14 protein-coding genes are annotated in these 12,845 nt (G+C 73.5%); 7 read left to right on the top strand and 7 right to left on the bottom strand.

The window, feature by feature from the left end:
* Positions 1-146: 146 nt before the first annotated feature.
* A complete protein-coding gene (locus ABZT74_RS13585; protein WP_355865874.1) occupies positions 147-539 on the bottom strand; it encodes a DUF5997 family protein in 393 nt (130 codons plus the stop codon).
* A gap of 80 nt (positions 540-619) precedes the next feature.
* Between ABZT74_RS13585 and ABZT74_RS13590 the strand changes: the two genes are divergently transcribed.
* From ABZT74_RS13590 to ABZT74_RS13605, 4 genes are all read left to right on the top strand, one after another.
* Positions 620-1,444 carry a LysR family substrate-binding domain-containing protein gene (locus tag ABZT74_RS13590; protein ID WP_356434730.1) on the top strand — a complete coding sequence of 275 codons (825 nt, stop codon included), beginning with the start codon at positions 620-622 and terminating at the stop codon, positions 1,442-1,444.
* Positions 1,445-1,803: 359 nt separating this feature from the next.
* Positions 1,804-2,223, top strand: coding sequence for a MerR family transcriptional regulator (locus ABZT74_RS13595; RefSeq protein ID WP_356434733.1), 420 nt, complete (start codon positions 1,804-1,806; stop codon positions 2,221-2,223).
* Positions 2,220-2,672: a carboxymuconolactone decarboxylase family protein gene (locus ABZT74_RS13600; RefSeq protein ID WP_356434736.1), complete on the top strand. Its 453-nt coding sequence runs from the start codon at positions 2,220-2,222 to the stop codon at positions 2,670-2,672. Before ABZT74_RS13595 ends, ABZT74_RS13600 begins: the two co-directional genes overlap by 4 nt.
* An 84-nt stretch (positions 2,673-2,756) precedes the next feature.
* Positions 2,757-3,293 (top strand): DUF6314 family protein, encoded by a 537-nt coding sequence (locus ABZT74_RS13605; protein ID WP_356434739.1) that lies wholly within the window; start codon positions 2,757-2,759, stop codon positions 3,291-3,293.
* Here ABZT74_RS13605 and ABZT74_RS13610 read toward each other — a convergent pair.
* Both ABZT74_RS13610 and ABZT74_RS13615 read right to left on the bottom strand, forming a co-directional pair.
* On the bottom strand, positions 3,290-3,883 hold the full coding sequence (locus tag ABZT74_RS13610) for a histidine phosphatase family protein (protein ID WP_355865860.1): 594 nt from the start codon (positions 3,881-3,883) through the stop codon (positions 3,290-3,292). The two genes, ABZT74_RS13605 and ABZT74_RS13610, sit on opposite strands and share 4 nt — an antisense overlap.
* A 187-nt stretch (positions 3,884-4,070) precedes the next feature.
* The gene (locus ABZT74_RS13615; RefSeq protein WP_356434742.1) at positions 4,071-5,507 is read right to left on the bottom strand and encodes a PLP-dependent aminotransferase family protein; all 1,437 of its coding nucleotides are present in this window, start codon (positions 5,505-5,507) and stop codon (positions 4,071-4,073) included.
* Here ABZT74_RS13615 and ABZT74_RS13620 point away from each other — a divergent pair.
* Positions 5,506-6,639, top strand: coding sequence for an EamA family transporter (locus tag ABZT74_RS13620; RefSeq protein ID WP_356434745.1), 1,134 nt, complete (start codon positions 5,506-5,508; stop codon positions 6,637-6,639). The two genes, ABZT74_RS13615 and ABZT74_RS13620, sit on opposite strands and share 2 nt — an antisense overlap.
* A gap of 18 nt (positions 6,640-6,657) precedes the next feature.
* Here the strand turns inward: ABZT74_RS13620 and ABZT74_RS13625 are convergent, their stop codons facing one another.
* Complete coding sequence (locus tag ABZT74_RS13625; protein ID WP_356434748.1) at positions 6,658-7,902, bottom strand: family 10 glycosylhydrolase; 1,245 nt, start codon at positions 7,900-7,902, stop codon at positions 6,658-6,660.
* Between the two features lie 168 nt (positions 7,903-8,070).
* Between ABZT74_RS13625 and ABZT74_RS13630 the strand changes: the two genes are divergently transcribed.
* On the top strand, positions 8,071-8,934 hold the full coding sequence (locus ABZT74_RS13630) for a 3-hydroxybutyryl-CoA dehydrogenase (protein WP_355865848.1): 864 nt from the start codon (positions 8,071-8,073) through the stop codon (positions 8,932-8,934).
* Positions 8,935-9,133: 199 nt separating this feature from the next.
* Positions 9,134-9,391 carry a hypothetical protein gene (locus tag ABZT74_RS13635; protein WP_355865845.1) on the top strand — a complete coding sequence of 86 codons (258 nt, stop codon included), beginning with the start codon at positions 9,134-9,136 and terminating at the stop codon, positions 9,389-9,391.
* A 26-nt stretch (positions 9,392-9,417) separates the two neighbouring features.
* Here the strand turns inward: ABZT74_RS13635 and ABZT74_RS13640 are convergent, their stop codons facing one another.
* From ABZT74_RS13640 to ABZT74_RS13650, 3 genes are all read right to left on the bottom strand, one after another.
* Positions 9,418-9,963 carry an NUDIX hydrolase gene (locus ABZT74_RS13640; protein ID WP_356175992.1) on the bottom strand — a complete coding sequence of 182 codons (546 nt, stop codon included), beginning with the start codon at positions 9,961-9,963 and terminating at the stop codon, positions 9,418-9,420.
* A gap of 163 nt (positions 9,964-10,126) precedes the next feature.
* On the bottom strand, positions 10,127-11,467 hold the full coding sequence (locus ABZT74_RS13645) for a transcriptional regulator (protein WP_355865839.1): 1,341 nt from the start codon (positions 11,465-11,467) through the stop codon (positions 10,127-10,129).
* A gap of 326 nt (positions 11,468-11,793) precedes the next feature.
* Positions 11,794-12,756 (bottom strand): PP2C family protein-serine/threonine phosphatase, encoded by a 963-nt coding sequence (locus ABZT74_RS13650; protein WP_356434871.1) that lies wholly within the window; start codon positions 12,754-12,756, stop codon positions 11,794-11,796.
* Positions 12,757-12,845: the final 89 nt, after the last annotated feature.

The raw sequence follows: 12,845 nt of genomic DNA on the forward strand, positions 1-12,845 counted from the left end.
TATACGTTTCCATGCACGTTTATGCAACGCTGTTGCGATCAATGACCGGCATACGGCGACCGCCCCCCAGCCGTCAACGGCTGAGGGGCGGTCGTCGTCCGGGGCTCGACCACCGCACGAGGGCGGCCGGACCGGTCAGGTGCGGGTCAGGAGCGCTTGGCGGCCTGCTCCGCGTTCTTCTCCTTGATACGGGCGGCTTCCTTGCGGACCTCGGCCTGGGTGCCACGCTCGCGGCGGAGCCACTCGGGGTCCTCGTCCCTGAGCGCGTCGATCTGCTCGGTGGTGAGCGGCTCGCTGACCCCGCCGCGGGCGAGACCCGCGATGGAGACGCCGAGCCGGGACGCGACGACCGGACGCGGGTGCGGACCGTTGCGGCGCAGCTCCTGGAGCCACTCGGGCGGATCGGCCTGCAGCGCGTTCAGCTCGGCACGGGAGACGACACCCTCCTGGAACTCGGCGGGGGTGGCCTCGAGGTACACACCCAGCTTCTTCGCCGCCGTGGCGGGCTTCATCGTCTGGGTGGTCTGGTGCGAACTCATGGGTCCAGGGTATCGAGCGCGCGAGCGACCGCCGACCATCACCGGTGAGGCCGCCGGGCCGCGCCGGGTAACCTGACGGGGTGACCGGCTCCGACGCATCCCCTTCCTTCAGGCTCGCCTACGTTCCGGGGGTGACGCCGTCGAAGTGGGTGCGGATCTGGCACGAGCGGCTGCCCGACGTGCCGCTGTCCCTCGTACCGGCGTCCCCGGACGAGGTCTACGAGCTGCTGCGCGGCGGCGACGTCGACGCGGGCTTCGTGCGGCTCCCCGTCGACCGGGAGGACCTGAGCGCGATCCCGCTGTACACCGAGACGACGGTGGTCGTGGTCCCCAAGGACCACATCGTCGCCGCGGTCGAGCAGATCTCCCCCGGGGACCTCGACGACGACATCGTGCTGCACCCCCTCGACGATCCGCTGGACTGGCCGGAGCTGCCGGGCAGACCCGCTCTGGAGCGGCCCTCGACCACGGCGGACGCGATCGACCTGGTCGCGGCGGGGATCGGCGTCCTGCTCGTCCCGCAGTCCCTCGCCCGGCTCCACCACCGCAAGGACCTCACCTACCGGACGGTCACGGACGCCCCCGAGTCCCGCGTCGCGCTGGCCTGGCCCGAGGACCGGACCACGGATCTGGTCGAGGACTTCATCGGCATCGTGCGCGGCCGGACGGTGAACAGCACGCGCGGACGGGCGCCGGCACCGGCCGCCGATCAGCAGAAGGCCAGGAGCGGTGCCAAGCCGACGCCCCGCAAGGGGGACGCGGGCGGCGCCGGGCGGCGCAAGCCCGCCGCCGGAAAGGCGGGCGGCAGGACCGCGGGCAAGAACCCCCGCAGCGGTGGCTCCGGCGGTGCGAAGGGCGGCCCCAAGGGCGGCGCGAAGCGCGGCAAGCCCCGCCGCAACGGCTGACCCCGCGTTCACCAGCACGCTTGACCACGGGCGGCCGGGTCACCCCGCCCGGGAGCGGCCGCTCGTCGCCGCCCGGGACCACGGGCCGCCGCCGTCCCGGGCCGGCACCCCCGCCCCTGCCGCACCCATTCCGCCGCATCCGCCGCATCCGCCCGTACCCCGACCTTTACGCCGCTCCCCCAAGGCGCCGGGCACGGCGGCGCACCGGCACCCTTCCTGAGCGACGCGCGGCAGGCGCTGCCCGAGGGCTCACGCGGCCGATCCCCACGACGACCCCTCCTCGCGAGCACGCCTCTCCCCATCAGGCCCTCCCGATCACGGCTTGACCTGGAGCGCGCTCCAGGTTCTACGGTCTTCTCATGACCAGCGGACAGCCCCTCCCGCGAGGCGCCGAACCCACGCTCACGATCGCCCAGGTCGTCGAGCGCACCGGCCTCTCGCACGACACGCTGCGGTACTACGAGAAGGCCGGCCTGATCGAGCGGGTCGGCCGGACCACCGGCAACCAGCGGCGCTACGCGGCGGCCGATCTGGCCTGGCTGGAGTTCCTGATCCGGCTGCGCGGGACGGGCATGTCGATCGCGGACATGCAGCGGTTCGCGGAGCTGCGCTCGCGCGGCGACGGCTCGGTCCCCGACCGGCTCGCGATGCTCCGCGAGCACCGCGCCGACCTCGCGGACCGGATGCGCGCCCTGCGCCGGAACGCGGCCGCGCTCGACGACAAGATCCACCACTACGAACGGCTCCTCGACGAGCCGGGATCGGACGACCCGAAATGAGCGACACGACGAAGAACCCCGCCTCCACCACCCGCGAGGAGCGGTTCGAGCACGGCCTGAAGATTTTGGACCAGGTGGACGGCGAGGCCGGCCACCGCGTCGTCGACGCGCTCGGCGACATCAATCCCGAACTGGGCCACCAGATCATCGCCTGGGCCTTCGGCGACATCTACGACCGGCCCGGACTGGCCGCGCGCGACCGGCAGTTGGTGACCCTCGGCATGCTCACCGCACTCGGCGGCTGCGAGACCCAGCTGGAGGTGCACGTCAACGCGTCACTGAACGTGGGCCTGTCCCCCGACCAGATCGTCGAGGCGCTCCTCCACTCGGCCGTCTACTGCGGCATCCCGAAGGCGATGAACGCGAGCCTGGTCGCGAAGAAGGTCTTCGGCGAACGCGGGCTGCTCCCGGCCGGCCAGGGTCCCTCGGCCGGTACCGCCGCCGCCTGAGCGGCGGGCCGGAGGCAGAATGGGGAGCGGCGGGAGCGCGCCGACGGGGCGCACGGCGACGGACGGGACGGGGAGCGGGACGGTATGGGCGAGTTCTGGCCGGTGCGGGACGCGCTGACGTATCTGGCCGGGACCTGGCAGGTGCGGCGTACGGTCCGCGACCTCACGGGCGACGGAGAGGGGCGCTTCACCGGTGCCACGCTCTTCGGGCCGCTCCAGGACGCCGACCTGGCGCTTTCCGGCGCGGACCCCTCGCCGGCGGAGAGCGGCGCGCCGCTGCCGGGCCGGGGACTGCTGCATCACGAGGCCGGCACGTTCGTGTGGCAGGGCGTCGCCCGGCCCGCCGAGCGGACCCTCCGGTTCCTGCCGGGCACGGAGCCGGGCACCGCTCTCGTACGGTTCTCCGACGGCCGTCCGTTCCACGACCTGGACCTCGCGACCGGTCGGTACGTCGCCGACCACCCGTGCTCGGCGGACCTGTACCGCGGGGAGTTCACCGTCCGGGACGAGGACCACTGGCGGACCGTCTGGCGCGTCCGGGGACCGGCGAAGGATCTCGTGCTCACCACCGACTACACACGCGGGCGCACCGGCGCGGACGGCCGGCCGGGCATCCTCTAGGCGCGGGTAGGCTGGGGCGAGGAGCCGTCGAAGCGCAGGCTCCAGCGGCCCGCCCGGCCCGTCACGGAGATCGCCGACAGCGGCCGGACGTCGATGTTCCAGTAGGTCGAGGGCGGCGCCTTCAGGGCGTAGACCAGCGCGGCGCGCACCACGGCCGGTTCGGCGACCGCGACGATGCTGCCGCCGTCGTCGGCGGGCCGGGTGTCGAGCCAGGAGCCGACCCTGCCGATGAAGGACAGCAGGGACTCCCCGCCGTGCGGCGTGGAGCGCGGGTCGGCCAGCCAGGCGTCCACCGCCTCGGGCTCACGGGCCATCGCCTCGCCCAGCGTGAAACCCCGCCACCGGCCCATGTCGCAGTCACGCAGGGCGAGCTGGACCAGGGGCGCGTAGCCGAGCGCGTCGCCGGTCGCCCGGCTGCGGGGCGTCGGCGAGCAGTAGCGCAGCTCGGCCGCGGCCAAGGGCGTCAGTTCGTTGGCGGCGCGCAGCACTTCTTCCCAGCCGGCCTGGTCCAGCGGCCGGTCGTCCTCGAAGCGTTCCGCCAGCAGCGAGGAGCTGCGCGCGGCGGCGACGAACGTGACCCGAAGATGCATGGCCAGATGGTGGAACGCGGGACTCCGCAGGTCAATAGGGGTTACTCAGGGTGTCTGAAAGTTCACCGGACCTCCCCGTGGCACCTGTGGGCCCGCTGTCCGCCGACCCTGAGATCCGGCCCGGCCCGGGTGTGCCTGCCGGGTCCGGGGCCGGGCCGCGCAGGTGGGAGGCCGGTCCCGGCACGGTTCAGGTCCCGACCTCGTCGTACGCCGTCCTCAGTCTGCGCACCCCTTCCGCGATCTCCTCCGTTCCGGCCACCGCGGCGAAGCTCAACCGGAGGTGGGCGGCGGGGGGTTCGGCGCTGAAGTAGGGGCGGCCGGGGGCGACGGCCACGCCGGCGCGGAGTGCGGCGGCGACCAGCGCGGACTCGTCGGTGCCGTCGGGCAGCCGGGCCCACAGGTGGTAGCCGCCGAACGGGACGTGCGGCAGGGCGAGTTCGGGCAGGCTCAGTCGCAGTGCGGCGGTCATGGCGTCGCGTCGCGCCTTCAACTCGGCCGAAACGGTGCGCAGATGGCGCGGCCAGGCGGGCGAACCGACGAGTTCGAGCGCGGCTTCCTGGAGCGGCCGGGGCACGAAGAAGGTGTCGACGACCTGGATGGCGCGGAGCCGTTCGAGCACCGGGCCGCGTGCGGCCAGCGCGCTCACCCGGAAACTCGGCGAGGTCGCCTTGGTCAGGGAACCGACGTGCACGACCACGCCGTCCTGGTCCTCGGCGGCCAGCGGACGCGGCAGCGGGCCCGCGTCCGCGTGCACCAGCCGGCGGACGAAGTCGTCCTCGATCACGAAGGCTCCGGCGGCGCGTGCGATGCGCAGCACCTCGCCGCGGCGCGCGGGCGCGAGCACCGCGCCGGTCGGGTTCTGGAACAGCGGCTGGCAGACGAAGACCCGGGCCCCGGTCGCCCGGAAGGCGTCGGCGAGCAGCTCGGGTTTCACCCCGTCGGGATCCACCGGGACCGGCACGGGACGCAGGCCCGCGGCCCGCGCGATCGCCAGCATGCCCGGATACGTGGGCGACTCGACCAGGACGGGCGCGCCGGGCGGCGCGAGGGCGCGCAGCGCGGTCGTCAGGCCGGACTGGCCGCCCGCCGTGACGAGCACCTCGGCCGCGCCGACCGTCCCGCCTATCCCCCGCGCGAACCACTCGCGCAGTTCCGGCAGTCCCTCCATGGGCGGGCGGGACCACGCGCCGGGGCGCCGGCCCGCCCGGGAGAGGGCGGCACCCATGGCCCGCTCGGGCTGGAGCGAGGGATGGAGGTAGCCGCCGTTGAACTCGACGACACCGGGCGGCGGTGCGGCGAGCGAGGCGAGGACGCCGGACGCGTCCACGGTGCGGGGGACGGGTTCGGCGGCGGCGTCCGCGCTGAGCGTGACCTCCTGCCAGGAAGTGTCGCCGCCGGGCGGGGCGGTGGTCCGGTGCTCCGCGCGGAAGGCGCCCGCTCCGGGCCGGGTGACCACGAGGCCCTCGGCGGCCAGCTGGGCGAGCGCCCGCGTCACGGTCACCGGGCTCACGCGGTACCGGTCGACGAGTGCCCTGCTCGACGGCAGCTTTCCTCCGGGTGAGTAGCGGTTCAGCTCCTGCCGCAGCCGGTTCGCCAGATCTCCTACGCTGCTACGCTCTTGCATGAGAGCAGAGAGTAGCGCTACCGAGCCCAGCGGGATAGCGGTCAGCGGCGAGACCGGGCCCACGCGGGCCGTATCCGCGGCGACCCCGGCTTCCGCCTCCGCCCCGGATCCGCACCGGCACCGGGGCGGTAAGGCCGCCGACCCGCACGGCCCGGCCACCGGGACCACCGGCGCCGCGCACGGCACCGGGAGCACCGCTGCCGTGACCGGCCGACCGGGTGCCGGGAACACCGGGTCCGTGTCCGGAGCCCGCCCGCCGGGTCCCGCCCGGGCGGACCGCCGCGCCGGCACCCTCCAGGCGGCCCTCGGTGTCACCGCCTTCTCCCTCACCTTCCCCGCCACCGCCTGGGGCCTCGAGGGTTTCGGCCCCTGGTCCCTGGTCGCCGTGCGCTGTGTCCTCGCCGCGGTCATCGCGGGCGGCTGTCTCCTCGCGCTGCGGGTCCCCCTCCCGGCCCGTCGGCATCTGGCGGGTCTGACCGTCGTCGCCGCCGGCGTCGTCCTCGGCTTCCCGCTGCTGACGACGCTCGCGCTGCGGACGTCGACCACCGCGCACGCGGCGGTGGTCGTCGGACTGCTGCCGCTGACGACGGCGCTGTTCTCGGCCCTGCGCACGGGCGCCCGGCCCTCACGGATGTTCTGGCTGGCGGCCTGCGCGGGCGCGGCCGCCGTCATCGCGTTCACCGTGCAGCAGAGCGGCGGCGCCCTGACCGGCGCGGACGCCTATCTCTTCGGCGCGCTGCTGATCTGCGCGGCGGGCTACACCGAGGGCGGCAGGCTCGCCCGCGTGATGCCGGGCTGGCAGGTCATCGGCTGGGCCCTCGTCCTGTGTCTGCCGCTCAGCGTCCCGGGCGCGCTGATCGCGCTCTCGTACGAGCCGGTGCGGCTGACCGCGCACAGTGTGACGGGGGTGCTGTGGGTCGCGGCCGGTTCGCAGTTCCTCGGCCTGGTCGTCTGGTACCGGGGGATGGCGGCGATCGGCATCCCCAAGGCCAGCCAACTGCAGCTCGCCCAGCCGCTGCTGACGCTGGTGTGGTCGGTGCTGCTGCTGGGCGAACGGCTGACACCCGCGGCTCCGCTGACGGCGGCGGCCGTCCTGGTGTGCATCGGGCTCACCCAGCGGGCGCGCGGCTGACCGGCGGGGAGCCGGGGCTCAGCGCGGTCGCCCGGCCCTCACCGTGCCGTAGTGGTCGGCGACCACCCGGGCGAGCGCGCCGACGCGGTCCTCGGCGACCTCCGTCGCCGAGAAGTAGACGTGCCCGCCCACCTCGGGGTACCCGGCGGCGAGGGTGAGGTGACGGGACAGCTCGGCCGGGTCCTGCCAGCGCGCGGGCTGCCCCGGAGCGCCCGCCTTGTACAGCGCCTCCCCCACGTACAGCCGCACACCGGTGCCCCGGGCGACCCGGGCCCACCAGGGCAGCAGTCCGGCGTAGTCGGCCGCCTCGAAGCCGATGTGCCAGTACAGCTGGGGGCAGATGTAGTCGATCCAGTGTTCGCGGACCCACTTCCTGGTGTCGGCGTACAGGTCGTCGTACGTCTGGACGCCGGCCCGGGTCGGTGAGCCGAGCGGGTCGGTCTCGGCGTTGCGCCAGACCCCGAAGGGGCTGATCCCGAAGCGGACGCCGGGGCGGGTCCGCCGGATGCCCGCCGCCATCTCCAGGACGAGCCTGTCGATGTTGTGGCGCCGCCAGGCCGCCCTGTCCGGGAATCCGGCGCCGTGCTCCGCGTAGGCGGCCGCGTCGTCGAACTCCTCGCCGGCCACCGGGTAGGGGTAGAAGTAGTCGTCCCAGTGCACACCGTCGATCGCGTACCGGCCGACCGCGTCGAGCATGGCGGCCCGGACGAACGTCCGCACCTGCGGCAGCCCGGGGTTGTAGTAGAGCTTCCCGCCGTACGGGACGATCCATTCGGGGTGGAGGCGGGCCGGGTGGGTGGCGGCGAGCCGTGCCGGGTCCGGCTGCCCCGAGACGCGGTACGGGTTGAACCAGGCGTGCAGTTCGAGACCGCGTGCGTGGGCCTCCCGTACCGCGGTGCCCAGCGGGTCCCAGCCGGGGTCCTGGCCCTGGACTCCGGTCAGGTACTGCGACCACGGCTCGTACGGCGAGGGCCACAGTGCGTCGGCGGACGGACGGACCTGGAAGAACACGGTGTTCAGCCGCCGCCGGACCGCCGTGTCGAGATGGGCGAGGAGTTCGGCGCGCTGTCCGGCGGCGTCCAGTCCGGGGTGTGAGGGCCAGTCGCGGTGGGAGGCGGTCGCGAGCCACATGCCGCGTACGGGGCGGGGCGCCCGGCGGCCGCGCGGGCGGGCGGGAGCGGCGGCCGCGTCCCCCGCCGCACCCAGTCCCGTGAGTGTCGCCAGCGCCGCCGCCGCGAACGCCCGGCGAGGCAGTCGCCCCATCGCCGTACCCCCTACGCAGTGGATCCGCCCGGTCACGGATCGTCCCGCCGCCCAGCATGCCCGACCCCGGCGATCGATCATCGATACTTGGCGGTAACGTGCACGTCCGGAGCAGGCGCCGAACAACGGAGGTCCTGCCGAGCCGTGCGGATCAGCGAAGGGGACGATGTGACCGACATCGAACGCGTCGGAGTGGTGGGCTGCGGCCAGATGGGAGCGGGCATTGCCGAGGTGTGCGCCCGCGCCGGTCTGGACGTCAAGGTCGCCGAGACCACCGGCGAAGCCCTGGAGATCGGCCGGACCCGGCTGTTCAACTCCCTGTCCAAGGCCGCCGGGCGCGGCAAGATCTCCGAGGACGAGCTGGAGGCGACCCAGAACCGGCTCAGCTTCACCACGGACCTCGGCGAGTTCGCCGACCGCGACCTGGTGATCGAGGCCGTCGTCGAGAACGAGCAGGTGAAGACCGAGATCTTCCAGGTGCTCGACCAGGTGGTGACCCGGCCGGACGCGATCCTCGCCTCCAACACCTCCTCGATCCCGCTGGTCAGGCTGGCCGTCGCCACCTCGCGTCCCGACCAGGTCATCGGCATCCACTTCTTCAACCCGGCCCCGGTCCAGCAGCTCGTGGAGCTGATCCCGGCGCTGACCACCTCCGAGGGCACCATCGGCCGGGCCCAGCTGTTCGCCGAGAAGGCGCTCGGCAAGCACACGATCCGCGCCCAGGACCGCTCCGGCTTCGTCGTCAACGCGCTGCTGATCCCCTATCTCCTGTCCGCGATCCGGATGTTCGAGTCGGGTATCGCGAGCCGCGAGGACATCGACAACGGCATGGAGATGGGCTGCGCCCACCCGATGGGCCCGCTCAAGCTGTCCGACCTGATCGGTCTCGACACGGTGGCCTCGGTCGCGTTCAGCATGTACGAGGAGTACAAGGAGCCGCTGTACGCCGCTCCCCCGCTGCTCCAGCGCATGGTCGACGCCGGCCGCCTCGGCCGCAAGACCAACTCGGGGTTCTACACGTACGGCCAGTGACGACAGGCCGCCGGCCTCCGGGTCGAGCGGAACGGGCGCGGGCCCGGCACCCTCTGCGGTGCCGGGCCCGCGGCGTTCACACGGAGTGTGCGCGCCGGGCCCGCATATGCCGCGCGCACACGCTCCCCACGTGTCCACCAGGCGAGTTGACTTTCCGTGCGCAGACAAGGGATTTCCGACTACGGAAAGGAGCGGACCCGTGACCACCGACTCCGAGCATCCCGTGGCACCGAAGGAACTCGCGGAGTTACGCCGGTCCCTCGAAGTGGGGCTCACCCGCATCGAGGGAGGACTGGCGCTGCTCACCCAGCGCGACGACCAGACGGCCAAGGATCTCGACGACCTCAGCACACGGATCGTCGCGCTCGAACACACCCGCTGGCCCCTGCCCACCGTCTCCGTCGTCGCGGCTGTCGGAGCGCTGGCCGTGACGGTCTGGCAGGCTCTGGGCCACTAGGACCGGGACACCGGAGCGGGACCCGGTCAGGGCAACACGTCCTGACCGAGCCTGAGATGGTGCAGGAGGAGCAGCGCGGCAGCCATGTTGGCGGCCGGGACCTCACCGCGGGCGACCATGTCGGGAACGAGCTTCAGGGACACCCACTCCCGGCGGTCGGACTCGAAGTCGTCCACGGGGTGCCCGATGTACTCCCCCTCGTCGGCCCAGTAGATGTGGTGCCGGGCGTCGGTGAGCCCGTTCGAGGGCTCGACGCTCATCAGATGCCGCAGGGGTCCCGGCCGCCAGCCGGTCTCCTCCTCCAGTTCGCGGGCCGCCGCGACGGCGATGTCCTCACCGTCCTCGACCACTCCGGCCGGCAGCTCCCACCCCCAGCTGTCCGTGATGAAGCGGTGCCGCCACAGGAGCAGGACCTCGTTCGACTCGTTCACCACCGTGGCCACGGCGACGGGCCGCAGGCGTATCAGGAAGTGATCGAGATGCCGCCCGTCCGGCAGCTGCACATCGGCGAGGTTGACGCTGAACCAGCGATTTGCGTACACAGTTTGTTCGTTCTGTTTCGTCCACTGCACAGTTCTGCCACCTTCCGCTAGGTAAGTGGCAATATCGCAGCAGGAGCGTCCTGGCAGCAGACTCACAGCGGTCGGGGCACGGTGCGGTGACGGTGAAGACGGCGTGCCGGAAGGGTGGCCGGGATCCGGACGGGCGGTGGGGCACGGCCCGCGCACGCGCCCCCTACAGCGGTACGCGCAGGGCGCCGTCGATGAGTTCCGCGGCCTCGGCCGTCCCCGCGCAGCCGCTGCTCACCAGATGCCGGCGTACCGCGCGGAGTCTGTCGCGCAGCCGCTGGGACTCCATGCCGCGTGCCTGTTCGGCCATTTGGACCGCGGTCTCCACGGCCTTGTCGGCGTTGCCCTGGCGCAGCTCGATCTGGCTGAGCATGGCCAGGCGGTGTACGCGCCCCCGGTCGTGCGCCGGATTGTCGACGGCCGCCGCGGCGTGCTCGGCCGCCGCCACCAGGTCACCGAGGCTGAGCAGTGCCTCCGCCACCTGTACGTTGACCAGTCCCGGCTGGACATAGCCGGTCTCGTCCGGCTCGTACCCGCGACGGATGCGCTCGGCGGCCTGCTCGGCACGCCGAATGCAGGACAGCGCGCTGCTGCCGTCGCCGAGGTGTGCGTACGCCTTGGCCTGCATCGCGTAGAGGTCGGAGGCGAGCGCCGGCGTGATGTGACGCCCCGCGGCGCGCAGCGCGGCCTCGGCGAAGGCGACCGCCTGCCGGTACTCGCGCATGAACAGCGACTGGTTGACGAGCAGCGCTATCACGTAGGCGCCAAGTCCCCTGTCCCCGCTGGCCTTCGCCAGGCGCAGCGCCTGGTGGAAGTAGCGCTGGGCGAGGCCGTGCGCGTCGGAGTCGTAGGCGCAGATGCCCGCGATGGCCACCAACCCCCCGGTGGCCCGGTGGAGTTGGCGGCCGGTGGCGTCGGTGTAGCTGCCGCGCAGCAGGGGCGCGGTCTCGGAGTTGAGGAAGCCGACGATCCGGGCACGGGTCGCGATGCCCCCTGCCTTGCGGTACATCTGCTCGTAGTGGGCCCGCGCCGCCCGGAGCATGTCGATGTCGGCCATGCTGACCTGCTGGCGGCCGCCGCGGGAGACGTCCACGTCCTCCGGCGGGTTCTCCCACTCCCAGACGGGCATCACCGCGGGCGTGCCGGTGACGGCCGGGGCGCCCAGGATGTGCGGCCGCTGCTGTTCGTCGGAACGCCACAGGGCGGTGGCGCGCTCGACGAAGCCGGAGAGCGAGGTGGCGTGCGGGGCGGACGGCTCACCGGGCAGTCCGAGGCCGATGTCGTCCAGCGTAACGGGCCGGTGCAGCCGTACCGCGAGGACCTCGCAGATCAGGTCGGGCACCTGGCCACGCGGCCGCTGCCCCTTCAACCACCGCGCCACGGCGGTGTGTTCGTAGCGCAGGGCGAGGCCGCGCGCCCGTCCCGCCTGGTTGACGTGGGCGGCGAGCCCCGCGTGCGAGATGCCCGCCTCGTCGAGGATCGCGTCGAGCAGAGTGTTGGGCTGCATGGAGGGCCCCCCGGGTGGCTCGTGGCCGACGGCGCCGATCGTCCTCTTCCGCGTCCGACAGCGCCAGTCAGCGTAGCGGGTCCCTTTCACACGGGGTGTGAAGCGAATACCCGTATCCAACGTGTGCGCGCGCTGTCGCGGAGAGTCGCGGGCCGGTTGACTGAGCTGTCTCGCAAGAGGCCGGCCGGGCCGCCGGCTCCCCCTCGTACAGTGCGGCGGCCCGTTTCGCGCCGTCCGCCCGGCTGCCTGCCCGACACTCCGTGGCGGGGCGGACGGCCGCCGTCGGCACGGGCGGGACGGTGTCGGAGCCGGCGTACGGCGCGGTGTCACCGTCGGTGCGGCAGGTGCCGGGAGACTGCGTGTCCCTGGTGCAGCGGCACGCGACGCCGGTCGTTGCGCAGCACCAGGAGGGCCACGTCGTCGGCGGGCCGGCCACCGGTGTGCCGCAGCAGCCCCGCCAGGACCGCCCGCAGGACGGCCTCCGGCACCACGGGCCGGTCGTGGACGGCCTCCGCGAGGGCGGGCAGCAGCGGGAAGAACCGACCCCGGGCGTCCCGCGCGTCCTCGGCACCGTCGGTGTGCAGGAACAGCCCCTCACCGGGCAGGAGTTGGCCGCAGTGCTCGGCCGGGAGGACGGCCGGGAGCGGGAACGGCCCGAGCGGGGGAAGGGGTTCGGCGCTCGCGAGCGGGGCGACCCTGCCGGGGCCGAGCAGATACGGCCAGGGATGACCGCAGTTGAGGCCGTACACCTCGCCGTCGGGGTGGATCTCCAGCATCAGGACGGTGACGAAGTCCTCGGCGACCGGGTTGTCGGTGTCGAGACCGGAGGAGGGGTGTTCGCCGCGGGCGCGCTCGCGCAGATGCCGTGCCAGGGCGCGGTCGAGCCTCCTGAGGACACCGCCGAGCTCGGGTTCGTCGTGCGCGGCCTCCCGGAAGCTGCCGAGGACGGCGGCGACGGTGCCGATGGCGCCGAGTCCGTGCCCGCGGACGTCGCCCATCACGACCCGCACGCCGTGCTCGGTGGCGATCACCTCGTACAGGTCGCCGCCGACGGCCGCCCCGCGGTCGGCGGAGAGCTGCGTCGCCGCGAGACCGAGCCCGTCGATCCGTGGCGGCAACGGCCGCAGCAGGACACTCTGGGCGGCTCCCGCGACCTTGCGGATCTGCCGGAGTTCGCGCAGCAGCGTCCCTCGGACATGGACCACCAGTCCCGTGCCGACGGCGAAGAAGACGGCGCTGGTGGCGATGCGGGCCCCGAGGCCGTCCTGCTGCGCGAGCGGGCAGACCATCCGGTACGAGATCGCGAGCGCGCCCCAGGCCGTGGGCAGCCCGAGGGTCAGCGCCCGGCGGAGCGGCGGCCGGTCGGAGCCGTCGGGGC

Source organism: Streptomyces sp. NPDC005302, assembly GCF_040607345.1.
Taxonomy (GTDB): domain Bacteria; phylum Actinomycetota; class Actinomycetes; order Streptomycetales; family Streptomycetaceae; genus Streptomyces.